Annotated in this window: 23 protein-coding genes; 8 read left to right on the forward strand and 15 right to left on the reverse strand. The window is 70.5% G+C overall.

All coding sequences use genetic code 11. The features are described 5' to 3' along the window. Positions 1-32 precede the first annotated feature (32 nt). Positions 33-1,094 carry a medium chain dehydrogenase/reductase family protein gene (locus BJY18_RS27435; protein WP_184782813.1) on the reverse strand — a complete coding sequence of 354 codons (1,062 nt, stop codon included), beginning with the start codon at positions 1,092-1,094 and terminating at the stop codon, positions 33-35. Between the two features lie 106 nt (positions 1,095-1,200). Between BJY18_RS27435 and BJY18_RS27440 the strand changes: the two genes are divergently transcribed. Together BJY18_RS27440 and BJY18_RS27445 are read left to right on the forward strand one after the other, a co-directional pair. Beyond that, positions 1,201-1,851, forward strand: a complete 651-nt coding sequence (locus BJY18_RS27440) for a TetR/AcrR family transcriptional regulator (protein WP_184782814.1) — start codon at positions 1,201-1,203, stop codon at positions 1,849-1,851. Beyond that, positions 1,848-2,441 carry a TetR/AcrR family transcriptional regulator gene (locus tag BJY18_RS27445; RefSeq protein WP_221457982.1) on the forward strand — a complete coding sequence of 198 codons (594 nt, stop codon included), beginning with the start codon at positions 1,848-1,850 and terminating at the stop codon, positions 2,439-2,441. The genes BJY18_RS27440 and BJY18_RS27445 overlap by 4 nt, the downstream gene beginning before the upstream one ends. An 8-nt stretch (positions 2,442-2,449) precedes the next feature. Here the strand turns inward: BJY18_RS27445 and BJY18_RS27450 are convergent, their stop codons facing one another. After that, a complete protein-coding gene (locus tag BJY18_RS27450; RefSeq protein WP_184782815.1) occupies positions 2,450-3,985 on the reverse strand; it encodes a glycerol-3-phosphate dehydrogenase/oxidase in 1,536 nt (511 codons plus the stop codon). Then, a complete protein-coding gene (locus BJY18_RS27455) occupies positions 3,982-4,545 on the reverse strand; it encodes a TetR/AcrR family transcriptional regulator (protein ID WP_312874122.1) in 564 nt (187 codons plus the stop codon). The genes BJY18_RS27450 and BJY18_RS27455 overlap by 4 nt, the downstream gene beginning before the upstream one ends. A 97-nt stretch (positions 4,546-4,642) precedes the next feature. Between BJY18_RS27455 and BJY18_RS27460 the strand changes: the two genes are divergently transcribed. The 4 genes from BJY18_RS27460 (at position 4,643) to BJY18_RS27475 (ending at position 9,036) form a co-directional block, all read left to right on the forward strand. Beyond that, complete coding sequence (locus tag BJY18_RS27460; protein ID WP_184782817.1) at positions 4,643-6,253, forward strand: FAD-binding oxidoreductase; 1,611 nt, start codon at positions 4,643-4,645, stop codon at positions 6,251-6,253. 27 nt (positions 6,254-6,280) lie between these two features. After that, complete coding sequence (locus BJY18_RS27465; protein WP_184782818.1) at positions 6,281-6,994, forward strand: class I SAM-dependent methyltransferase; 714 nt, start codon at positions 6,281-6,283, stop codon at positions 6,992-6,994. Between the two features lie 117 nt (positions 6,995-7,111). Next, positions 7,112-7,675 (forward strand): TetR/AcrR family transcriptional regulator, encoded by a 564-nt coding sequence (locus BJY18_RS27470; protein WP_184782819.1) that lies wholly within the window; start codon positions 7,112-7,114, stop codon positions 7,673-7,675. Continuing rightward, positions 7,672-9,036 (forward strand): MFS transporter, encoded by a 1,365-nt coding sequence (locus BJY18_RS27475; protein WP_184782820.1) that lies wholly within the window; start codon positions 7,672-7,674, stop codon positions 9,034-9,036. Before BJY18_RS27470 ends, BJY18_RS27475 begins: the two co-directional genes overlap by 4 nt. Positions 9,037-9,052: 16 nt before the next feature. Here the strand turns inward: BJY18_RS27475 and BJY18_RS27480 are convergent, their stop codons facing one another. The 10 genes from BJY18_RS27480 to BJY18_RS27525 all read right to left on the reverse strand — a co-directional run bounded on the left by BJY18_RS27480 (position 9,053) and on the right by BJY18_RS27525 (position 20,288). After that, on the reverse strand, positions 9,053-9,613 hold the full coding sequence (locus BJY18_RS27480) for a gamma-glutamylcyclotransferase (protein ID WP_312873975.1): 561 nt from the start codon (positions 9,611-9,613) through the stop codon (positions 9,053-9,055). A gap of 65 nt (positions 9,614-9,678) precedes the next feature. Further along, a complete protein-coding gene (locus BJY18_RS27485) occupies positions 9,679-10,776 on the reverse strand; it encodes an S-(hydroxymethyl)mycothiol dehydrogenase (RefSeq protein ID WP_184782821.1) in 1,098 nt (365 codons plus the stop codon). A 75-nt stretch (positions 10,777-10,851) separates the two neighbouring features. Further along, positions 10,852-12,111: a C39 family peptidase gene (locus tag BJY18_RS27490; protein WP_376774734.1), complete on the reverse strand. Its 1,260-nt coding sequence runs from the start codon at positions 12,109-12,111 to the stop codon at positions 10,852-10,854. A 76-nt stretch (positions 12,112-12,187) separates the two neighbouring features. Continuing rightward, complete coding sequence (locus BJY18_RS27495) at positions 12,188-12,589, reverse strand: PaaI family thioesterase (protein ID WP_184782822.1); 402 nt, start codon at positions 12,587-12,589, stop codon at positions 12,188-12,190. 51 nt (positions 12,590-12,640) lie between these two features. Further along, positions 12,641-14,368 carry a TIGR03767 family metallophosphoesterase gene (locus BJY18_RS27500; protein WP_184782823.1) on the reverse strand — a complete coding sequence of 576 codons (1,728 nt, stop codon included), beginning with the start codon at positions 14,366-14,368 and terminating at the stop codon, positions 12,641-12,643. A 109-nt stretch (positions 14,369-14,477) separates the two neighbouring features. Next, positions 14,478-14,864 carry a DUF4190 domain-containing protein gene (locus BJY18_RS27505; protein WP_184782824.1) on the reverse strand — a complete coding sequence of 129 codons (387 nt, stop codon included), beginning with the start codon at positions 14,862-14,864 and terminating at the stop codon, positions 14,478-14,480. A gap of 102 nt (positions 14,865-14,966) precedes the next feature. Further along, positions 14,967-15,785, reverse strand: coding sequence for a carbohydrate ABC transporter permease (locus tag BJY18_RS27510; protein ID WP_312873976.1), 819 nt, complete (start codon positions 15,783-15,785; stop codon positions 14,967-14,969). Continuing rightward, positions 15,782-16,708, reverse strand: a complete 927-nt coding sequence (locus BJY18_RS27515) for a carbohydrate ABC transporter permease (protein ID WP_184782825.1) — start codon at positions 16,706-16,708, stop codon at positions 15,782-15,784. The genes BJY18_RS27510 and BJY18_RS27515 overlap by 4 nt, the downstream gene beginning before the upstream one ends. Next, positions 16,705-18,006, reverse strand: a complete 1,302-nt coding sequence (locus BJY18_RS27520) for an ABC transporter substrate-binding protein (RefSeq protein ID WP_184782826.1) — start codon at positions 18,004-18,006, stop codon at positions 16,705-16,707. The genes BJY18_RS27515 and BJY18_RS27520 overlap by 4 nt, the downstream gene beginning before the upstream one ends. Before the next feature lie 641 nt (positions 18,007-18,647). Further along, positions 18,648-20,288, reverse strand: coding sequence for a long-chain fatty acid--CoA ligase (locus BJY18_RS27525; RefSeq protein WP_184782827.1), 1,641 nt, complete (start codon positions 20,286-20,288; stop codon positions 18,648-18,650). 463 nt (positions 20,289-20,751) lie between these two features. Here BJY18_RS27525 and mihF point away from each other — a divergent pair, with 463 nt between their 5' ends. Both mihF and BJY18_RS27535 read left to right on the forward strand, forming a co-directional pair. After that, positions 20,752-21,063 carry an integration host factor, actinobacterial type gene (mihF, locus tag BJY18_RS27530; protein ID WP_184782828.1) on the forward strand — a complete coding sequence of 104 codons (312 nt, stop codon included), beginning with the start codon at positions 20,752-20,754 and terminating at the stop codon, positions 21,061-21,063. 108 nt (positions 21,064-21,171) lie between these two features. Continuing rightward, entirely contained in the window at positions 21,172-22,335 is a 1,164-nt protein-coding gene (locus tag BJY18_RS27535) for an isochorismate synthase (RefSeq protein WP_184782829.1), read from the forward strand. Positions 22,336-22,374: 39 nt separating this feature from the next. Here the strand turns inward: BJY18_RS27535 and BJY18_RS27540 are convergent, their stop codons facing one another. Continuing rightward, positions 22,375-23,064 (reverse strand): 4'-phosphopantetheinyl transferase family protein, encoded by a 690-nt coding sequence (locus BJY18_RS27540; RefSeq protein WP_184782830.1) that lies wholly within the window; start codon positions 23,062-23,064, stop codon positions 22,375-22,377. A 139-nt stretch (positions 23,065-23,203) separates the two neighbouring features. Beyond that, positions 23,204-23,527: a hypothetical protein gene (locus BJY18_RS27545; RefSeq protein ID WP_184782831.1), complete on the reverse strand. Its 324-nt coding sequence runs from the start codon at positions 23,525-23,527 to the stop codon at positions 23,204-23,206. Between the last annotated feature and the right edge of the window lie 9 nt (positions 23,528-23,536).

The raw sequence follows: 23,536 nt of genomic DNA on the forward strand, positions 1-23,536 counted from the left end.
GTTGAAAGGCTTGCGGGGGTGGATGCTGCGGGTTACGCGACCGGGGATTCCGGCGAATCGGCGACCAGCACGACCTTGCCCACGACGGTGTGGGACTCGGCGAGCGTCAGGGCCGCGGCGGCCTCGCTCAACGGGAATCGCGCGGCGATCTGCGGGGTGAGCACCTTGTCGGCCAGGAGCTGGAACACCTGGGTGAGATCTTCGCGAAGCCGCGCCCGGAAAGCGGCAGGGCGGCGGCTCTTGCCTGCCCAGAAGTTGTAGAAGCTCGCGCTCCTGCCGTTGGGCAGCGTGTTCCACAAAGCCAGCCGCGCGAACGACTTCAGTACCGGCAGCTGGTTGTTGCCTTCTTCGTTCTTGGTCGCCGCGGCGCCGTAGCAGACCAGTGTTCCGCCGCGGCGCAGCAGCCGCCACGACTGCACGAGTGACGGGCCGCCCATGTGGTCGAAGACGGCGTCGACGCCGTTCGGTGCCAGCTCACGAATGCGTTGGTACAGCTGCGGATCACGGTAGTCGAGGGGAGTCGCGCCGAGTTCGCGTACTGCTTCCTGGTTGCGTGCCGAGGCGGTGCCGATCACGGTGAGGCCCGCGTGCCGGGCGAGCTGCACGAGCGTGGAGCCGACGCCGCCGTTGGCGCCCAGCACCACGATCGTGGCCCCCGGTGCCAGCTGTGCGGAGCGGTGCAGCATCTGCCAGGCGGTGATCCCGTTAACGACCACGGTTTCCGCCGCCGCGGAATCCAGGTCGTCCGGGACGGCGACCAGGTCCGCCACGTCGACCGGCAGGTGGCCGGACCAGGCGCCGACCTTGGTGACCGCGGCGAACCTGCGTCCGATCAGGGCTTCGTCGACTCCCGGACCGATCGCGGTCACGGTGCCGACCAGGTCGTAACCGGGCACGAACGGGAACTGAGGCTGGCCGTAGTACTTGCCGCGGCGCATCTGCTGCTCGGCGAACGAAACGCCGGTCGCGTCCATGCGCAGCAGGACCTGGCCCGCGGTGGGCGTGGGCAGTGGCCGGCGCTGGAGGTGGAGTCCGTCCGGCTCGACCTTGCCGGGCAGCACGATCTCGGTGGTGGTGGCGACGGTGGCGTTCATGGTGGGGTCCGTTTCGGTCTGTGTGCTTACGACTGTAAACGTACGCACGTTGCCCCCGGTTGCGCAAGAGCTAACAGCCGTGAGTTTTCTGGTGTAAGATCACGGTATGGCCGACAAGACGAGCGCCCCCGTGTCACCCGCCCGCGCCCGCAACCGTCGCGGGGAGGGCGCCCGGCTGCGGGCCGACATCGTGGCCGCGGCGGCGGAGCTACTGGACGAGACCGGTGACGAGAGCGCGGTCACGCTGCGGTCGGTGGCTCGCCGGGTCGGGATCGCCGCGCCCTCGATCTACCGCCACTTTCCCGACCAGCCGAGCATCATGCTGGCCGTGGTACGCGAAACGTTCGCCGGTCTGGAAGCCGGCTTGCGGACGGAGCTGGCCTCCGCCGGCGCCGATCCGCGGCGGCAGCTGTTCGCGGTGTGCACTGCCTACCTGGATTTCGCGCAGCGCCACCCCGGGCGCTATCGCACGATGTTCGGCGGGCTCTGGATGCCCGACCTGGGCGAGGGATCACTGTCCGAGAGCGACGTTTCCTCCCTCGGGGACGCTTGCCTGCAGGTGCTCGCCGGTGCCCTCGAAGCCTGCGTCAGCGCCGGCTACTCGACCACCGACGACCTGGATGCCGACGTCGTGGCGTTGTGGTTGGGCCTGCACGGGCTCGCCCACCAGCGGTCGGTCACCGTTTCCTTCCCGTGGCCGGCGGACATCGCCGAGCGTCTCATCACCGCGCTGGCGCACCTGGAGGACGATCGGTGACGGACGAGGCGCGGGTGCGGACACCGCCGCCACGCCTGCGCGAGCGCCGAACCCGAACGCGAACCTGCCTGCGCGACGGGATCGTGGCCGCGGCGGGTGAGCTGCTGGACGAGACCGGGGACGAAAGTGCGGTCACCCTGCGGTCGGTCGCCCGCCGGGCCGGCATCACCGCACCGTCGATCTACCGCTACTTCCCCGATCCACCCACCATCCTGCTGGCGGTGGCGCGGGAAGCCTTCGTCGAACTGGCGGAAGAGACGCATGCCGCGCTGGACGCCGCCGGGGACGACCAGCGGCAACGGCTGTTCGCCTGTTGCCATGCCTATCTCCGGTACGCCGACGACCATCCGGGCCGGTACCGCGCCATGTTCGGTGGTCGCTGCGCACCCGCCGAGGTGTGCACCCAGCTGCTCACCGAGGTGTTGAGCGACGACAGGGCCGCAGACACCGGCCCGCACGCCGACGCTGTCGCGTTGTGGCTGGGCCTGCACGGGCTGGCCTGTCAACGGGCACTGGCTCCCGCCTACCCGTGGCCCGTCGGCATCGCCGACCGCCTGATCGTCGCGCTGGCGCGTCCGCTCGGGGCGTAGCCCACGCCTCACTGCAGCCCGGCCAGCGCCTTTTCCACCAGGTCCGCGACCCGGTCCCGTGCGGCAGCCGCTTCGTCCGGGACGAGCGACAGCCGGGTGCGGCGTTCGAGCACGTCCTCCACCGTCGCAGCACCCTCGTGACGGACCGCCCACACGACCTCGGCCGCAGTGATCTCGGTGCTTCCCGACAGCGGCTCGGCGAACTCCGGTTCCAGCTCGCCGAGCGCGGCGACGCGCGGGGCCTCCGTGCCGTACTTCGCGACCAGCCTCACCGGTGCGTCCACCAGAGACAGCCGTTCCCGCGGGGCGGCGCCGAGCAACGGCAGTTTCGCGGTCCGCGAAGGCCCGGCGTGCAGGCCCGCGTGGGCGAGCGCCGCGGTGACGGCGTCCTCGGCCATCCGGCGGTAGGTGGTCAGCTTGCCGCCCACCACGGTCAGCACCCCACTGGAATCGGTCACCACAGTGTGTTTTCGCGACAGGTCCGCGCTGCGTCCCGCGGACCCGGCGACCAGTGGACGCAGCCCGGCGAACGAACCGGCCAGGTCCGCCCGGGTCAGCGGCCGGGCCAGCGCCGTCGAGGCGACCGAGAGCAGGAAGTCCACATCGGACTCCGGGACTTCGGGCACGTCCGGTACCGCGCCGTCGGCGGGCTCGTCGGTCAGTCCCAGGTAGACCCGGCCGTCCGGCTGCGGCAGCAGGAAGACGAACCGGTTGCTTTCGCCCGGCACCGGCACGTTCACCGACGTGGCACCGATTCCGGCGGTGTCCGCGCGCAGCACCAGGTGGGAACCGCGGGACGGGCGCAGCCGGACCGCGTCGGTCAGCGTGTCCGCCCACACCCCGGTCGCGTTGATCACCTGGCGGGCCCGCAGGTCGTACTCCCGCGCGCCGTCTTGTACGCGGACTTCCGTGCCGGACAAGGAAAGCGCCGTCAATCTCGGCAGAATCCGGGCACCGAGCAGTGCAGCGGTCCTGGCCAGCGCGACCACCAGCCGGGCGTCGTCGACCAGCGCCCCGTCGTAGGCCAGCAGCGCACCCCGCAATCCGGTTCGCGCCAGGCCGGGGGACAGGGCGAGTGCTTCGGCCACCGGAATCCGGCGCGGCCCCGGCAGCACCGACGACGGCGTGCGTGCCGCCCGCCGCAGCGCGTCGCCGGAGCGCAGACCGGCGGCGATGAACGCCTGCTGCGCCCGGGAGGTGCCCGGGTGGAGGGGAAAGAGCTGGGGCATCGCCCTGGTGAGATGCGGCGCGGTGCGGGTCATCAGGATGCCGCGCTCCACCGCGCTTTCGTGCGCCAGCCCCAGCTCGCCCTTCGCGAGGTAGCGCAGTCCGCCGTGCACGAGCTTGCTCGACCAGCGGGACGTGCCGAACGCGAGGTCGTGTGCCTCCACGAGCGCCACCGACAGCCCGCGGGACGCGGCGTCGAGTGCGATGCCGGCGCCGGTGACCCCGCCGCCGACCACCAGCACGTCGACCTGTTCGCCGCCGGTCAGCCACGCCAGTTCGCGTTCGCGGCGCCGGACGTTGAGCGAGCCGGTGCTCATGGTCGCAGCGCCGCGTCGACGAGATGGCGGAACTCGGCCAGCAGGGCGGTCTCGTCGAGGTCGGCGGTGGCCGGCCGCAGGGAGAACGCGAACGACTGGACCACCAGCAGCACCGACCGGACCTGGACGGCGACCTGCGCCATGCGCACCGAACCGTCGCGGTGACCCGCCTCGACCAGCTTCGCCAGCACCTGTTCGGAGAACTTCTGCGTGGCGCCGAGCCGCTCGACGATGTAGGGCAGCACCAGCTCCGGATCGAGGTCGAGCAGCGTCCGGAACAGCGGGTCGCCGGACAGCGCGCTGACGCTGGCCGACGCGATGCGCACGATCCTGGCCCGGGTGTGCGGCGCGTCGTCGCCGGCCTGCCCTGCCCGCTGCAGGAGGCCGCTGAACTCGCGGGTCATCAGCGCGGCGAGCACACTGCGCACGTCGGGGAACCGGCGGTACACGGTCATCCGGCTGACCTGCGCGGTACGCGCGATCTCGGCGAGTGTGGTGCGTCGCACTCCGACTGCCAGCACGCACTGGCGGGCGGCGTCGAGCAGCACGTCGTCGGCCACTCGGGCCGAGGTCTGGCGGCTGCGGGTGTCCGCGAGCGCCGAGGCGGTCTCTTCCGAGGAGGAGTGACGTTTAACGTCCATATGTCACACTGTAGTCATGAATGATCTCGTCAACCACCGGCTCCGGCACTCCTGGAGCGCCGACGGCGGTGCCGCCTCGCTGCCCGATCGGGCGGTCCGGTGGCTGGGCCAGCGTATCGGGCCGGTCGGAGTGGATCGAGGGTCTCGGGTCGATTCGCGACGGAACGTTCCCGGGTCCGCGGTGCCCGAAGCCGCCCGTGCGGAACTCGCGGCACTGCTCGGCGACGAGTACGTCCTGCTCGACGGGTCGCAGCGGCTGGACCGGGCGAGTGGGCTGTCCTACTTGGACCTGGTGCGGGCCAGGGCCGGTGCCGAAGAGGTGCCGGTGCCCGACGCGGTGCTGCTGCCCGCGGATCCGGAGCAGGTGCAGGCGGTGCTCGACGTGTGCGTGCGGCACGACGTCGGAGTGGTGCCCTTCGGCGGTGGCACCTCGGTGGTCGGCGGGGTCGCGGCACTGCGCGGGGACAAGGCGGCCGTGGTCGCGCTCGACCTGGTCCGGCTGGACGAACTGGTGTCGGTCGACCCGGTCTCACGGATCGCGGTGCTGCAGGCCGGAGTGCGGGGCCCGGAGGCGGAACGGTTGCTCGCCGCGCACGGCTTCACCCTCGGCCACGTGCCGCAGTCGTTCGAGCGGGCCACCATCGGCGGGTTCGCCGCGACCCGTTCGGCCGGACAAGCCTCGTCGGGGTACGGCCGGTTCGAGGACATGGTCGCGGGACTCCGGCTGGCCACGCCGAAGGGCGAGTGGCGCCTCGGCGTGGCACCGGCTTCCGCGGCCGGGCCCGACCTGCGGCACCTCGCGGTCGGCAGCGAAGGCACGCTCGGGGTGATCACCGAGGTCGCGCTGCGCGTGCGGCCGCTGCCGGACCAGCGGTACTACGAGGGCTGGGTCGTCGACGGCTGGCAGGCCGGCGCCGCGGCCGTGCGCAAGCTCGCGCAGGACCACGGGCTGGCGGACGTGACCCGGCTGTCCGATGTGGACGAGACGAAGGTGTCGTTCGCGCTGAACGCGGGCTGGAAGACCACCGCGCTCCGGGCGTACCTCGCCGCTCGCGGCATCCGGAACCCGTGCCTGCTGATCGTCGGATGGGAGGGCGACGTCGGCCGCCGCCGCGCGCGGACGAGGGCGATGCTGCGCTGTGCGGATGCCCACCGCATCGGTCCCGCGCTCGGGCAGTCGTGGCTGCGCGGCCGGTTCTCCGGCCCGCGGCAGCGCGATACGTTACTGGACCACGGCGTCTGCGTGGAGACCCTGGAAACCGCGACGTATTGGTCCACAGTGGACGAGCTGCACGACGCGGTACGGGACGCGCTGACCACCTCGCTCGGCCGCGCGATCGTGATGTGCCACGTCTCGCACGCCTACGAAACCGGCGCCTCGCTGTACTTCACCGTGCTGGCCTCCCGTGACGACGCCGATCCGGCCGGGCAGTGGCAACGGGCGAAAGCCGCCGCGTCGGAAGTGATCACCGGACTCGGCACGATCAGCCACCACCACGCGGTCGGCGTGGACCACGCGCCGTACCTGGCCGCGGAAATCGGCACCCTCGGAGTCGAGGTCCTGCGCGCGGCCAAGGCGGCCGTGGACCCGACCGGGATCCTGAACCCCGGAAAACTGCTCGGCTGACCGGTCCGCGCGGGCCAGACTGGGCGGATGACCGATGCAGTGGGCTCCTTTCCGCAGTACGACGTGTTCGCCGACGAGTTCCTCGACCACGCCCGCGACGGCTTGTACAACGCGCACTACGACCGCCCGGCGTGCCTCGCGCTGCTCGGTGAGGTGGCCGGACAGCACGTGCTCGACGCCGCGTGCGGCCCCGGCCTGTACGCCGAGGAGCTGACCAGACGGGGCGCGCGGGTGACCGGGTTCGATCTCAGCCCGCGCATGGTCGAACTCGCCGGGCAGCGGGTGCCGGACGCCACGTTCCGCGTGCAGGATCTCGCGCGGCCGCTGGACTGGCTTCCGGACGATTCGGTCGACCAGGTGCTGTTCGCGCTGGCGCTGGAATACGTCGACGACCGGGTGGCCGCGTTCCGGGAGTTCCGCCGGGTGCTGCGGCCGGACGGCGCGCTGGTGCTCTCGCGGATGCACCCGTTCGGCGACTGGCTCCGACAGGGCGGCAGCTACTTCGACGTGCGCGTGATCGAAGAGGTCTGGAGTCAGGGTTGGCAGGTGCGCTACTGGCTGGCTCCGCTGGAAAGCACCTGTGAGGAACTGCGCACGGCCGGTTTCCTGATCGAATGCCTGCGGGAACCGCGGCCCGTGCCGGAAAGCGCCGAGCTGGACCCCGAGCGCTACGCCCGGCTGCGCGACGAACCGATCGGTTTCCTGGCACTGCGGGCGATTCCGGACCCGCGCCTCGGCTGAACCCCGGGGAACTGACCGGCCGACCGACCGGACCCACGGCACCGCGGACCACTCCCGTGGCCGCCCGATGCCAAGGTGCTCTAGCTTCTGTAACTACTAGTATGTACAGTACAACTCGTGAGCACACGCGATGATTTGGTCGAGGCGACCCGGGAGCTGCTGTGGGAGCGCGGGTACGGAGCGACGAGCCCGCGGGCGATTTTGGACGTCGCCGGCGCCGGGCAGGGCAGCATGTACCACCACTTCCGCGGCAAGGAGGCCTTGGCGCAGGAGGCGATCGAGCGCAACGCCGAGGAGATGCGGGAGCAGATCACCACTGATCTGGCGTCCGGCAGCAGCGCGGTCGAGCACCTGCGGGCGTACCTGGTCCGGCAGCGCGAGGTCCTCAAGGGCTGCCAGTTCGGCCGGCTGGCGCAGGACGCGGATGTCGTCGGCTCGCCGGCGCTGCGGGGTGCGGTCGAGGAGATGTTCGGCTGGATTCGCGCGCAGCTGGCCGCGGTCATCGCGGCCGGGGTCGAAAGCGGCGAATTCCGTGCCGGACTGGATGCGGCGAAGACGGCGGCGACGGTCGCGGCGACCCTGCAGGGCGCCTACGTGCTCGCGCGGTCCGCGCAGGACGTCGCCGTGTTCGACGACGCGGTCGAAGGCGTGCTGGCCTTGCTGACGGCGGCACGCGCGTGACCGACCTCGGGACGCCGGTCCGGACGGCGTGGTCGGCGCGCGGGTGGGCGGTCTACCTCGGCTGGGTCGTCATCACCCTCGACGGCAGCGCGCTCAACCTCGCGCTTCCCACGATCGCGAAGCAGTTGCAGGCGCAGGACGGCGGGATCTCCTGGGTAGTCGATGCGTACACGCTGCCGTTGGCCTCGCTGTTGCTGCTGGGCGGCAGCCTTGGCGACCGGCTCGGGGTGGAAAGGCTGTTCCGCGTCGGCGCGGTCGGCTTCGCCGCGGCATCCGTCGCGTGCGCACTCAGTCCCGCGATCGGTGTCCTGATCGTGTGCCGGGCCGCGCAAGGCGTGTTCGCAGCTCTGCTGGTGCCGATGCTCCTTGCACTGGTCGGCAAGAGCTTCACGGACCCGCGGCACCGCTCGAGCGCGGTGAACCTGATGACCGTCTTCGGTGGGGTGGGAATGGCCGCGGGACCGTTCCTCGGCGGGCTGCTGACCGACACCGTCGGGTGGCGGGCGGTGTTCTGGCTGACCGCCCCGATCGCCATCGCCGCCGCGTCCCTTGTCGGTCCGGCCGACCAGGAATACGCGGCACACCAACGGTTTCGGTTCGACACGGCCGGGCAGATCACCGGCACGGCCGGTCTGGTCGCGCTCGCTGCCGGGCTCATCGAAGCGGGCAACGACACGCCCGGGGGTCTCGTCTGGGCGCTGCTGGCCGCGGGGGTCGTCCTGCTCGGGGCGTTCGTGGTGATCGAGCACCGCTCGATCACGCCGATGATGCCCTTGAAGGTGTTTCGCAGCGCGGGATTCACCGGCGCGGTCATCGGCGGGTTCGCCTTCCAGTTCGGTGCCTACGGGCTCCAGTTCTTTCTCGCGGTCCACCTCCAAGCCGCCTGGGGCGTCTCCGCGTTGACCGGAGGACTGCTGCTGGTTTCCTTCGCCGTCGGGGTCGTGCTGGCCAGCGCGATCGTGAATCCGTACCTGCTGCCCCGTGGCACGCGCCCGATGATCCTCATCGGCTCCGCCGCTGCCGCGTTCGGGACACTCGCGCTGCTGGGTGCGACCGGCGCCGAGCGGTGGTGGCTGCTCGTGGCGGCGGAGTTCATGATCGGGGCAGGCACCGGCATTTACTCCACGGGACTGAACAAAACCGCCAGCACCTCGCTTGGCGCGCAGAACGCGGGGCTGGCCTCCGGTATCTACAACACTGCTCGCCAGGTCGGCCAGAGTGTCGGCATCGCGGTCCTCGGTGCGTTCGCCGTCGCGCACGACGGCCGCGCCGGGTACCTCGCCGCGATCGCGCTGGTGGCCTGCTGCGCCGCCGCGATTGCCGCCACCGAGCTACGCGTCCGTCGAGCCGCGTTCGCCTGACGCGCTCGAACCGTCCTCAGCTGAACGTCTGCGCCGGGGCCAGCACCGTACCGGCCAGCCCGTGGTCAGGCGCCGGGTCGCCGGTCAGCCGGGCTGCCTCGGCTTGCGGTAGGTCGGCGACCCGCACCGGGTGGCCTTCGACGAGCAGCGGGCACCGGACCGACGACGCCGCGACGTAGGCGAGCACGCCCTCGACCCGGGTGCCGTCCTCGGTGCGGATGTCCGCGCTGTCCAGACGGGCCAGGTCGTAGCGGTTGCCCCGGCCCTCGCACACGTCCAGTACGGCGCGCTGCTCCTCGGTCGCGAACCACACGAAGTGGTCCTCCACCACGTCCGGCGCCGCGGTGAGGGTGGCCGGGCGCTGGCCGTCTCGGGCGCGGACGCCGGCCGCCCACACCGCGGCCAGGCCGGTGCAGCGCACGCGCACCGCCACCACCGGACCGGTGAGCCCGAGCTCCGAACGCAGCCAGCTGATCTTCGACGGGCAGGCGTTGGAACCGTAGGCCAGCACCGGGGTCCGCGAACGCCACCCCGGCGGCGCCGTGTCCAGCGAGTGGCCGGCGCCGTCGAGGTGCACGAACGAGCGGTCCGGCCGCGCCCCGGGGTACGGGTCGGCCGGATAGTCCGCGTCGGAGAAGAGGGTCAGAACTCCACCACGCTGCGCAGCACCTCGCCGTGGTGCATCCGCCCGAACGCCTGCTCCACGCCGTCCACGCCGATCCGCTCGGTGACGAACTTGTCCAGCGGCAGCCGGCCCTGCAGGTACAGCTCGACCAGCATCGGGAAGTCCCGCGACGGCAGGCAGTCCCCGTACCAGGACGACTTCAGCGAACCGCCACGGGAGAAGAAGTCGATCAACGGCAGGTCGTTCAGCTTCATCTCCGGCGTCGGCACGCCGACCAGCACCACGGTGCCCGCGAGGTCGCGGCCGTAGAACGCCTGGCGCCAGGTTTCGGGACGGCCGACCGCGTCGATCACCACGTCCGGACCGAATGAATGCGTGGCGTCCTGCATCGCGGCGACCACGTCCGCCTCGCTCAGCCCCCGGCTGTTGAGCGTGTGCGTGGCGCCGAAGTCCTTGGCCCACTCCAGCTTCTTGTCGTCGGTGTCGATCGCGACGATGGTGGTGGCGCCGGCCAGCCGGGCACCGGCGACGGCGGCGTCGCCCACTCCGCCGCAGCCGATCACCGCGACCGAGTCACCGCGGCCGACCGCGCCGGTGTTGATCGCCGCGCCCAGCCCGGCCATCACCCCGCAGCCGAGCAGCCCGGCGACCGCGGGCTCGGCGGCCTCGTTCACCTTCGTGCACTGTCCACTGTGGACCAGCGTTTTCTCCAGGAACGCGCCGACCCCGAGCGCGGGCGAGAGCTTCGTGCCGTCGGACAGCGTCATCGGCTGCTCGGCGTTGAAGGTCGAGAAGCAGTACCAGGGCTTGCCGCGCTTGCACGCCCGGCAGGTGCCGCACACCGCACGCCAGTTGAGGATCACGTAGTCGCCAGGGGCCAGGTCGCGCACGCCGGCGCCGACCTGCTCCACCCGGCCGGCCGCCTCGTGTCCGAGCAGGAACGGGAACTCGTCGTTGATGCCGCCCTCGCGGTAGTGCAGGTCGGTGTGGCAGACGCCGCAGGCCTGCACCGAGACGACCGCCTCGCCCGGTCCCGGGTCCGGCACCAGCACTGTCTCCAGCGCGACCGGCTCGCCCTTGGCCCGTGACACGACTCCCTGGACCTCGTACGGCATGCGCACACCCTTTCGGCACCGTTGGCGTTTCGAGGGCAGCTAACCACGGCTCATGCGCATACCGCCATACCCGGCTCAGGGGGTGATCAGGTAGACGATGCCGCCCGGGCCGCTCGCGACCGAGCCGGTGTCGGTGTAGCGCTTCGTACGCTGCCAGATCTTCTCGAACTGGGCGCGCGGGTAGACGTTGCGCACGCGGTCGTCGGAGCTGGACGCCGGGTCGTTCGCGATCACATCGCCCGCCTGGGTGAAGCCGACGACCACCATGATGTGCCCCGCCGTGCCGTAGCCCGCGCCGTCCAGCTCGCTGGACAGGAACGACTGCGACGTGATCACCGGGATGCCGCGGGCGATGTAGTCCTCGAGCTCGTTCAGGTCGTGCAGCCGGGTGATGTGCCCGCGCAGTCCGAGCGAGGCGGCGTACGCGGTGTTGAACGGCCAGTTGCCGGTGCCGTCGTAGGCGTAGTCGTAGGTGGTGCGCGCGGCGTGGACCACCGCCGGGTCCTGATAGTCCGCGGGGATCCAGTCCATCTGCTCTGCGCCCGGCCCGTGGCCCCAGTACCCGGCGACCATCGCGGTCGAGGTCGGGCTGCACCAGGCCTCGCCGCCCCCGCCGTACTGCGGGAACTGTCCTTTGTGGATGTTCTGGGCGTAGGCCGGCACCTTCAGCTCGACGCCGCGCGCCCGGCCGGGCTTCGTCGCGGGCACGTCGAAGCGGTCCGGCACGTTCGAGGTCATCGCGCCGAGCGTGGACACCGTCGGCGTCGCCGTGCTGCCCGCCTCGCGGTAGAGGGTGACCTTCAGCTGATACGACCGCAGGGTGACGCCGGTCTTCGTGGCCAGCGTGTCCACGTCGACCGAGGCGTTGTCGTCGCTCTGCCCGCCGACGCTGGTGCGCTGGATGTCCGCGTCGCCGCTGGCCCAGCGGCCCATCACGTACCAGCCGGTCTCGCCTCCCGCCGAGGTGCGGCCACGCGCCTGCACCTCGAGCCAGGTCTTCGCCGGTGTGCGCGCGTTCCACGACGCGATCAGCTGGGTCGCGTCGAAACCCTGCCGGTACCGCGGCGAGGTCCACGAGCCGTACTCGTAGGTGCGCGTGGTGCCCAGCCCTGGTTCGGCGTGCTCGACCTGTCCGGCGGGCCGGGCGATGCGCAGTCCGCCGGGACCGAAGCCGAGCCCGTCGAGCCGGCCGGTCAGCAGCCCGCCGCCGGACCACTCGTGGTAGCTGATCGCCTCGTCGTTCCCCGGCCGCCCGGGAACCGCCGCGGCGGCCGGCGCCGCGCCGATCGTCACCATGGCGATGGACAGTAACGTGACCAACCCGCGTGCGCGCATTCCGGCTCCATCTCCGCGAACCCCAGTGATAGCCGAAGATTTTCACCCTCGCGAGCGGGTAAGTAAACACCTCTCCTCAGAGTACGGCCTGGGTCTGGGTCACCTTCGCGACGAGTTTCCCTGCGTCGTCGTGGATTTCGGTCTCCACCACGACCACCCGCCGCCCGGTGTGCAGTGGTCTGGACGACGCAGTGGCGTAGCCCGAACGGACGCCGCGCAGGAAGTTCGTCTTCGACTCCAGCGTGGTGGTGCCCTGTGCTCCCTCGGGCAGGTTCAGGAAAGCGCAGACCGCGCCGGTGGAGTCGGCGAGCGCCATCAGGACCCCGCCGTGCAGTACGCCACCCAGCGTGCACAGCGAATCCGCCCAGGCGAGCCGGCTGCGGACGAGGTCCGGTCCGTGTTCCAGGACCTCGATGCCGAGCCGTTCGCTGAACGGCATGGTGCGGTGGAACAGCTCGGTGCCCTCGACGTCGGTCATACCGGACAGTCAACCGTGCGTGCGGCCTGGCGTCGATGACCCCGCGGGTAATCAACCGAGCGGATTCGTCAGCAGCAGCTCGGTGTTGTGGTCGCCTTCGCCGCCGACGCGGTCGAGGTCCACGTGGATGTCGTTGTAGGAGAACTCGCGGTACAGCGACGCGAGCCCTTCCGGGGTGCTCGTCGCATAGTCGGCGGCATACGGAGCGTCGGCCTCGATCAGCGTGGTGAACAGCGACAGCGTGCCGTCGTGGTTGTCGGCGAGTTCGATCACCCTGGCGTGCTGCGGGAAGTCGACGTGGCTGGCGGTGTTGATCTCCCAGAAGCTCTGCGCCGGTGTCCTGCCCACGTGCGGGGTGATCTTGTTCAGGTGGGTGTGCCCGTTGACCCACGCCACCACGTTCGGGAACCGGCCGAGCAGCGTGACGAACGCGTCGCCGTTCAGCCGCGGCTCCAGCGGGTGCCTGCCGTCCGGCAGCGGATTGCCCATGGTGTCGCTGGTGTGGTGGCTGAACAGGACGAACAGCTCGTCGGTGACCTGCTGGGTGCGTTGGGCGCCGAAGAAGTCGTAGTAGGTGGAGCTGCCGCGCTTGAGCGTGTTTTCCAGCCAGGTGTACTGGCCGAGGCCGATCGACCCGTCGGCGAATCCGCCCTGGGTGGTGGTGTCGAGGCTGATACCGGTCACGCCGGGAGCGATCCGGAACGTGTAGTAGACGTCGCGGCCGTCGGCGTTGGCTTCGGTGAACCCGTGCCCGTGCGGGCCGGGGCCGGCGTTCGCGGGGTCGAGGTGCGCCCGCACGAACTGCGCGGTGCTGAACGGGTGCCGGCGCGCGTCCGGGGTGACCTCGCGAATGGTGCCGCTGCCGCCGAACAGCTCGCCGAGCGGCACGCTCCGGCCGCGATTGATCGCCTTGCCGAGCTTCGCCTTGGTGCTCTCGTCCTTGCCGATCACCTTGTACCTGCCGGTGTACCAGGCTTCGATCCCAGGGATCCCCTCCGGCAGAGTGCCCACCACGCTGTCGTCGTGGTTGCCGAACGTGCAGTACCACGGCACGTCCAGTCCAGGCGCGGTGAACGGCGCGATGGCGGCCTCGAGCAGGCCGGGAACCTGCGGAAATCCCTTCTCCGTGTACGCGTCGGCGAGTTTCGCCGCCGGGTTCCAGAACTCGGCGTTGCCGGAGGACTGCACGCCCTCGTACCGCGCCGGGTCGCCGGAGTTCGGGGTGAGCGCACCACCGTTGAGGGTGGTCAGGAACCAGTCCAGCTCGATCAGCTCGTGGTTGTCCGAGTTGTCGCCGGTGGTCACCACGAAGTCGAACGGACGGCCGGTGAACGGGCCCGCGCGCAGGCTGTTCACCCGCCGGACCAGTGCGCTGGTCGCCACCGCGCCGAGCGCCTCCTGCGGCCGGTGCGCGGAGCCGATGAACGGGTGCAGGTACTCGAACCGTGCCGGGGACTCGGTGTCGGTGATGTGCAGGTCGGTGAACTGCACGAACGACCCGAGCGCCGTCCGCCGGTCGTCTCGGCCGGACGGCGCGGCGACCAGGTCCGAGCGCACGACCAGCGGCCAGCCAGGGCCGCCGGTGAGCCGGGAGTAGGCCGTGGTGCCGGGCGAGACCGCCGTGGCGACCTGCTCCAGCGTGGTGCCCGCGGTAGCCACGGCCCGGCTCGCCGTCCGCCGCAACGCCCGGTCCAGCGCGTTCGCCGTCGGCGTGCACAGCAGCAGCCCGGCGCCGGCGGCGCCCGCCGTGGTGAACCTCCGCCTGGTCAGCCCGGCCATCTTCGCTCCCCTGCCGCCTGCTCGCGAAACGCGAAGCTGTCTCATGTTTTCGTGACAACGGGGGTGACTGTGTCACAACGGCCGGGGCTCGGTTACCGCCGAAAGTGGGTCAGCAGTAGAACGCGCAGGACGTGCCCGCCGCCGCCAGCGAGACGATGAACAGCACGAGGAAGATCACCGCGGGGATGGCCGCGAGGATGCCACAGACCAGGCCCGCGATGCCCATGCCCTGTCCGGTCCAGCCGGGTTTGCCCGCCTGCACCATGCCGCCCCAGGACAGGCCGATCGCGGCCACCGCGGCGACGATGTCGAAGAACGGGATCCAGAACCCGAGCAACGCGACGATCCCGACGACCATGCCGGCGATCGCGAGCCCGCTGGTGCGCGGTGGCGGGGCGTAGGGCATCCCGTACGGGGAGGGCGGGCCGTACTGCCCGTAGGGCACCGGCTGCTGCTGCGGGCCGGGATAGGACGGCGGCTGGTACGGGTTGCTCATGACGTGCTCCTGATCTGGGTCGACGCTGGGATACTCGCACGTCGGGAAGGTCCTGTTACGCGGTTCGCGTATTTCGGCCCGGATTCGGTGACCGCGCCGGGCTCAGCCCTTCAGGCCCGATTCCGTCACGCCGCGCACCAGGTAACGCTGCAGGAAGGCGAACAGCGCCACGATCGGCAGGATCGACAGCGCGGCGGCCAGGAAGAGCAGGTCCAGCTGCGGGTTCTGCGCGGTCAGCAGACCGGACAGTGCGACCTGCACGGTCCAGGAGTCCGGATCCTGCGCGATGATCAGCGGCCACAGGAACGCGTTCCAGCTGCCGATCACGGTGATCACCGCGATGGCGGCGAAGAAGCCCCGCGAGTTGGGCACCACGATCCGGCGGAACACGCCCCAGCGGGTCAGGCCGTCCACCTGCCCGGCGTCCTCCAGCTCCTTCGGGAAGTCCAGGAAGTACTGCCGGAACAGGAACACGCTGAACGCGCTGAACAGCCCAGGGATCACCAGGCCGCGGAAATCCGAGAGCCAGCCGAGCGTCGAGACCACCACGAAACTCGGCACAAAGGTCACCGAAGCCGGGATCATCAGCGTCCCGAGCACCGCGTAGAAGACCGGTTTCGAATAACGGTAGGGAATGCGGGCGAGCCCGTAGCCGGCCAGCGAGGAGATCAGCAGCAGCCCCACCGTCTGCAGCACCGCGACGATCGCCGAGTTCAGCAGGCTGCGGGCGAACGGCACGTCCTGCTGGTCGAAGAGCCGGCCGAAGTTCTCCCAGTGCACCCGCTCCGGCCAGAACGTCCAGCCGGGTGCGGTGATCTCCGCTCGCGACGAAAGACCGTTGCGCAGCAACAGGTAGAACGGCACCAGGAACAGTACGGCGGCCACCACCAGCGCGCCCCAGCGCAGGATCGCACGGATCACGTCGCACTCCGATCGAAGCGGAAGAGCCTGCCCTGCAGCAAGGTGACCAGCGCGATCAGCACGGCCAGGATCATCGCGCCCGCACTGCCCCGGCCGAGGTCCTGGCCGCCGGAGCCGAGCGAGGTGTAGTAGAGGTAGACCAGCGGTGGCCGGGCGAACGGCGGATAGCCACGCGAATCGCCGAGGATGTTGTAGAACTCGTCGAACGCCTGGTAGGCATTGATCAGGTTGAGCAGCAGCACCGCCACCGACGTCGCGCGCAGCTGCGGCAGCGTGATGTGCCGGAAGACCTGCCAGCCCGGTTTCGCCCCGTCCAGCCAGGCCGCCTCGTAGAGCTGACGCGGAATCCGTTGCAGGGCGGCGAGGAAGAGGATCAGGTAGAAGCCCAGTTGCAGCCACAGCCGCGCGGTCACCAGCACCACCCAGTACAGCGGGGGATGCACGGTGCCGGTCCACGCCACCGGGTCCACGCCGAAGAGTCCGAGCACCGTGTTCGCGAGTCCGTACCGGACTCCGGAGAACAGGGACGTCTTCCAGATCAGCGAGGCCACCACGTACGAGCACGCGAAGGGCAGGAAGAACACCGACCGGAAGAACGTCTGCGCGAACTTCAGCTGGTGCACACCGAGCGCCAGCGCGAGGGACAGTACGAACGTGAGCGGCACGATGAACACCGCGAACGCGCTGAAGGTGCCGAGGCTGGCCAGGAACGGGCCGTCGCTCAGCATGTGCACGTAGTTGTCGAGGCCCACGAACACGCTCGGGGTCACGGTGTTGCGCGCGTCGAAGAACGACAGGTACAGGCTCCACCCGATCGGCAGGTAGCCGAACACCGCGAGCCCGATCAGGAACGGGCCGACGAAGCCCCAGAACGCCAAGGTGTTGCGGGCCTGCCGGGAAAGCGGACGGGCTCGCAGCGTCATCCGAAGAGACGCTTCAGCTCGTTCTGCGCGACGGTGACCGCGGCCTTCGTCTGCGCTGCCGGATCGGCGCCTTCCTTGGCGATCTTCGCCACCGCGTCGGACAACGCGGTGTTCGCCGCCTGTGTCCACACTGGACCGCCGACGAGGTGGCTGTGGTCTTTCAGGAGACCGACGACGTCGGCGGCCGGGCCGGAGCGCAGGGTGTCCGCCTTGTCGATCAGGCTCTGCCGTGCGGGCACATGGAATCCGTAGCGGGTGGCGAACTCGAGCTGGTCTTTCGTCTGGTCGATCCAGAGCCACTTCACGAACGCCTTGGCTTCCTTCACGTGCGCGCTCTTCGCGTTGACCATCGCGCCGTAGGCGCCGACCGGCACCGAGGGCGCGCCACTGTCGTCCAGCTTGGGGAAGGGGAGTACGGCGAAGTCGTCGTTCAGTGCGTCGCGGACCTTGGGGACGTTCCACAGCCCGGTCCACTGCATGGCGCAGAGCCCGTCGATGAACGCACTGGGATCCGACCAGTCCGCGGGCGCTCCGAGCAGCAGCGAACCGTTGCTGTTGAGCGTGTGCAGCTTGCCGAACGCGGTGGCCGCTCGGGGATCGTCGAAGCCGACCTCCCGGTTGTCGTTCTTGAGGTAGTCCAGTCCGGCCGACCACATCAGCGGACCGGTCAGTGTGCCCACTCCGCCGTCGTTGCCCGCGAACAGGCCCTTGACGCCGTCCTTGGTCAGCTTGCCCGCGGCGTCGATCAGCTCGTCCACGGTCTGCGGCGGCCGTACTCCCGCGGCCTGCAGGAGGCTCTTGCGGTAGAAGAGCACCTGCGTATCGGTCGCTTGCGGGATGCCGTAGACCTTGCCCTCGACGGTCTGCGCGGCGAGCACTGCCGGGCTGAAGTCGTTCTTCACCGGCGCGACGAGATCGTCGAGCGCGACCACCTGGCCCTGGCGTACCCAGTCGATCTTCACCTGCGCCTCGAACACGTCGGGCACGGCGCTGTTCTGCAGTGCGGTGACGATCTTCGAGTCGTAGTCCCCGGGGTTCCACTGGACCTTGACCTCGGCGCCAGGATACGAGGCGGCGTAGTTCTTGACCGCCTCCTGCACGCCCTCCTCGCCGTAGGCGTGGTACCACTGCTGCAGGTCGACCCGGGCAGCGGCCGTCGAGGGCGCCGCACCCGCGGACTTCGCGGTGGACGGCGGCGGATCACCCGGCCGGCCGGTGTTCGACCCGCACGCCGCCACCGCGCCGACCGCGGCCGTCCCGGCCAGCGAGAGGAAGGCTCTCCTGTTGCGCTGCTGCATCCCCGTTCTCCTCCGACTCGGCCGTGCAGGGACCTTGCGGACCATAGATTCCCCCAAGGTGCCCGGCACGGCACGACCAACTCGCCGGAAAAGGGCGGAGCCGGTGGGGTGAGAAGGGCCTCAGCGGGCATCCACGGTACTCAGCGGGCCTCCGCGATCCTCAGCCGGGAAATCCCCCGCTGGTCCGCCGCCCGTGCCGCAGTCAGCCCGCCGCATGCGCGGGACTGCCCGGCACCCGGCCCGCCGAGATCCGGCCCTTCCGGCATCCAGCCCTGCAGCTTCCGGCCGTCGGCCCTGCATGCAGCTTCCGGCCCTCGGCCCTGCATGCAGCTTCCGGCCGCCCGAGATTCGGCCCTCGGGACCGGGCTATGCAGCATCCGGCCCTCCGAGACCCGGCCCTGCAGTATCCGGCCCGCCGGCATCCAGCGCTGCAGCATCCGGCCCTCCGAGATCCGACCACTCCGGCATCCGGCCCTCCGGCATTCGGCCCTGCGGCACTCGAGCCATCGGCGACCGGGCCCTCCGGCGACCGGGCCCTCCGGCGACCGGGCCCCGGCGTGCCGGGCTCTCCGGCGTGCCGGCCGGGTCGCCGGAAGGCCGGCACGCCGGAGGAGCGGGGCATGCTCCGGGCCCCGAGACCGTCAGAAGTGGGAGATGTCCAGTTCTCCTTCCGAGTAGGACGCGCGGATGCGTTTCTTGTCGAACTTGCCGACGCTGGTTTTCGGGACTTCCGGGACGAAGGTCCAGTTCTCCGGGAGCTGCCACTTCGCGACCTTGCCGGTCAGGTAGTCACGCAGCTGTTCGGCGGTGACCGTCTCGCCTTCCTTGACCACGACCGCCACCAACGGGCGTTCGTCCCACTTCTCGTCCGGGATGCCGACCACCGCGGCTTCCGCGACCGCCGGGTGGCCCATCACCTGGTTCTCCAGATCGACCGACGAGATCCACTCGCCACCGGACTTGATCACGTCCTTGGCCCGGTCGGTGAGGGTCAGGAAGCCGTCCGGGCTGATCTTGCCGACGTCGCCGGTGCGGAGCCAGCCCTCGTGGAACTTCTCCGGATCCGGCGTGGGAGCACCGTCGCTGCCTCCGTAGTAACTCCCGGCGATCCACGGCCCGGAGACCTCCAGTTCGCCCACGGCCTCTTCGTCCCAGTGCAGTTCCGCACCGTTGTCGCCGATCAGCCGGGCGGCGACCGAGGCCGGGAAACGGCCCTGGGTGTAGCGGTAGGCCCACCGGTCGTCGCCGGTCGAGTCCGCGGGCGGACGAGCCACGCTGCCCAGCGGTGACGTCTCGGTCATGCCCCACGCGTGCAGGATCGGCACGCCGTAGCGCTCCTCGAAGGCGTGCATCAACGACGGCGGCGCTGCCGAACCGCCGACCACGACCTCACGCAGGTGGCTGATGTCCTGCGGGTTCGCGTCGAGGTGGGACAGCAGGCCCTGCCAGATGGTCGGCACGGCCGCGGCGAACGTCGGCTTCTCCGCCGCCAGCAGCGCGGCGATCGGCGCCGGTTGCAGGAACCGGTCCGGCATCAACAGCGACGCACCCACCATCAGCGCCGCGTACGGCAGGCCCCACGACATCGCGTGGAACATCGGCACGATCGCCAGCGCGGTGTCCTCCTGGGCCAGCCGCATGCTGTCGCTCATGCACACCTGCATCGAGTGCAGCCAGATCGACCGGTGCGAGTACACCACGCCCTTCGGGTCACCCGTGGTGCCCGACGTGTAACACATCGCGGCCGCGGCGTGCTCGTCGATCTCCGGCCAGGCGAACTCGTCGGACTGGCCGGCCAGCAGCTCGTCGTAGGCGTGCACGGTGACGCCCTCGGGCGCGGCCAGGGCGGAGGCGTCGCCGTTGGCCACGATCACGTGCTTGACCGTCTTCATCCAGGCCAGGTTCTTCGCCAGCAGCGGGACCAGCGTGCCGTCGACGATCACGACGTGGTCCTCGGCGTGGTTCGCGACGAAGGTGAGCTGCTCGGGGAACAACCGGATGTTGAGGGTGTGCAGCACCGCCCCCATCGCCGGAACCGCCAGGTAGGCGGCAAGGTGCTCGGCGTTGTTCCACATGAACGTGCCGACCCGCTGGTCCCCGGTCACGCCGAGGCCGCGCAGCGCGTTGGCCAGCCGCGCGGCATGCCTGCCGAGGTCGGCATACGTCTCGCGGCGGGCCTCTGAACCGGTCCAGGTGATGACCTCGCTCGCTGCGTGCACCTTCGTTCCGTGCCGCAGCAGCTTCGCCAGCGACAGCTGCCCGTCCTGCATCGTGCTCAACATGGGTGACTCCCGTGGTGCTCGTTCGCCGGTGAACTGGGGTGCCGCCGACTCTAATCCGGATCGGTCGCGGCGGGCACGGTCAACTTCTGGCCACAGCCCGGCCGCCGGCTCACCCACACCGGGTGGTCCCCGTCGGCGCCCTTGATCAACTCCGACCGTGATTCTCGTTGCGGGACAAGAAAATACCTTGTGGTAACTGTACGGAAATAGCTTCCCGTTCGGGTGAGGCAATAGCGGAGCGAATTGGCCGTTCGCACCGTTTGCACAGGTCGTGAGGGGTCCCTTCACTCCGTCGCCGACCGGTGGACGGCGGGTGATAAGTGCGTGTCGGTTGCGCATCCCGCGGGCACGTGGCGTTTACTGGGGCCGTGGTAAGTGACGGCTGGCCAGCGCTTGCGCTTGCAAGCACGCGGTGGAAGCCGTCGGCCGCGGAAGCGGAGACGTGAGAAGAAAGGACACTACGTTGGCTCTGCCCACGTTGACTCCGGAGCAGCGCGCCGAGGCCCTTGCCAAGGCGGCAGAGGCTCGTAAGGCGCGTTCGGAGCTGCTCGCTTCGATCAAGGCCGGCAAGGAGACCATCGAATCGGTGCTCAAGCAGGCCAAGGAGAACAAGACCATCGGCAAGACGAAGGTCACCCAGCTCCTCAAGGCCGTGCCGGGGCTCGGTGCGGTCAAGGTCACCGCCCTGCTCGAGCAGGCCGGGATCGACCCCGACCGGCGGGCCGCCGGCCTGGGCGAGCGGCAGCGCGAAGCGCTGATCGCCGCGCTCAAGTAACGCTCGGTCCGCGTCCGGTCATCCGGACGGCCGCGGGGAAGGTGTGCCGGAGGTGTTCTTCCGGCAACACTTTCCCCGCGGGCTCCCGGATCCTGGGACGCTGGGAGGGTGCCGACCAGTACCGCACCGGCGACCCCGGTCGAAACCACCCTCCGCTACCAGCGGGGCGACTTCCTGTTGGCGACGGCCCGGCGGGCGCTGCTCGCGCAGGGCGTGCTCGCGTCCGTGACCGACCGCGACCCGCGCCGGCTGGCCCGGCGGGTGGCTGCCGAGCTCGAGCGCACCGGCGTGCCGCTGGCGGTCGGGGCGCTGCCGTTCGACACCGGCCCGGACACCACCGTGTCCGGGCATCTCGTCCTGCCCCGCACGCTGCACCGCGCCCAGGCCGAAGCCGAAACTCCGGCCGCGCCGCCCGCTGCACAGCTGCCCGCTCCGGTGACCACGCGGCGGCTGCCCTCGGCTGAGGGACACCGCGCCAACGTCCGTGCCGCGGTCGCCGCGCTCGAGGAGCGGGGCCTGCGCAAGGCCGTGCTGGCCCGCGCGCTGGAGCTCGAGTTCGAGGCGCCGATCCCGGTCGAGGGAATCGTGCGCAACCTGGCCCGCGGGAACCCCCGCCACCACACCTACGCCGCCGAGCTGCCCGACGGCCGCACCCTGGTCGGTGCCACTCCGGAGCTGCTGCTCTCCCGCGCCGGTGACTCGGTGTTCACCACGCCGCACGCCGGTTCCATGCCGCGGTCCGCCGATCCGGCCGCCGACCGGGCGAACGGCGAGGCGCTCCTGGCCTCGGCCAAGGACCAGGAAGAGCACGCCGTGGTCATCGAGTACGTGGTCGAGGCGCTGCGGCCGTTCTGCCGCAGGCTGGACGTGCCGGACGGCCCGGAGCTGGTGTCCACCCCGGCGATCTGGCATCTGCGCACGGCGATCACCGGTGAGCTGGTGGACCGTTCGGTGACCGCACTGGACCTCGCCGCGGCCCTGCATCCGACGCCGGCCATCTGCGGTACCCCCACGGCCGGCGCGCGTGCGCTGGAACAGGAGCTGGAGCCGTTCGACCGCGGCTACTACGCCGGGACCGTCGGCTGGGTCGACGCGGCCGGGGACGGCGAATGGGCCGTGGTGGTCCGCTGCGCCCAGGTCGCCGAGCGGACGATGCGCCTGTACGCGGGCGGCGGCATCGTGCCCGCCTCCGATCCGGACGCGGAGTACCGGGAGACCGTGGCGAAGTTCGGCACGCTGCTCGCCGCGATGGGCCTCGACGACGGCTCCTAGCGAGTGGCCGCGGCGTGACCACCGCCACCCGCCAGGAGGTCAGGGCAGCCAGTGCTCCTCGGTCACGTCCAGTGGCTCGGTGGTCAGCGCGGCGACGGCGGCTCGGTGGCCCTCGGCGGCCTTGAGGTCGGCCAGCCGGGTACGGGCCGGGTCCAGCGCCGGGTCGCCGGAGGCGACCAGCTCCGCCGGCCCGTCGTAGCGCGAGAACGTGATGCTCTGCAGGGGGATCTTCAACCCCTTGCCGGTCGCCTTCATCACGGCTTCCTTGCGGGTCCAGTACACGAAGAACGCCGCGGAACGCTCGTCGTCGGACAGCCCCGCGACGGCCTGGCGCTCGGCCGGGCTCAGCGCGTACTCGACCAGCGACGCGTCCGCCTTGCGGTTCGACGTCTCCACGTCGAGGCCCAGCGGTACGCCGTCGGTGGCCGCGAGACCGATCAGCTCGCCCGAATGGGAGATCGACAGCACCAGTTCCGACCCCGGTACCCGGGGGCGGCCGTGGGGTTTACCGCAGTCCGCACAGGTCGAATCGAAGCGCACGTCCTCCGGTGCGCCGCCGAGCCGTTGCGCGGTGAGTGTCTTCGCGAGCACCCGCCCGGTCAGGAACCGGCGCCGGTCGATCTCCTGCCGGTAGGCCTCGAACCGGCCGCGTTCGATGTCGTCGAGCACCCGCAGGTGGCGTTCGGCCACCGGCAGCGGTTGCGACCAGCGGACCACGATCTCTGTCACGTGTCACCCTCCTCGTCCGTCCCCGATCTTCCCGGTACGCGCGGGCGTTGTCACGGGAACGGCGCGGAAACCGGGGCCGGTGAAACGCGGCGGAGGCCCTCCCGGAATCGGGAGGGCCTCCGCGGCGAAGGTACGGGTGTTACCTGGTGTTGTTGCGAAGCGCGATCGGGACTCCGGCGAGATCTTCCTCGTTGCAGAGCACCTTCAGATCGTAGTAGGGCGAACCCTGACGTTCGTCGTAGTCCAAGTGGATCGCGAGCACGTCGAGCGGTTCACCGAGCCACTCCTGCGCCTGACGCAGCCACACGGAACAACGCTCCAGTGCGGCAGGCAGATCGTCGTCGCGGAACTCGACCGGTCGATACGGCACGTCCTGGACCTGATCGAGGGGGTGAGAGGGAGCAGGCAGGCCAGGTGCGAGACCCGAGTCGTCCAGTTCGAGTTGGATCGTTTCCTCGTTCACCCTTCGAGC

Origin of the sequence: Amycolatopsis jiangsuensis, from assembly GCF_014204865.1 — a bacterium.
In the GTDB taxonomy this organism is placed as follows: domain Bacteria; phylum Actinomycetota; class Actinomycetes; order Mycobacteriales; family Pseudonocardiaceae; genus Amycolatopsis; species Amycolatopsis jiangsuensis.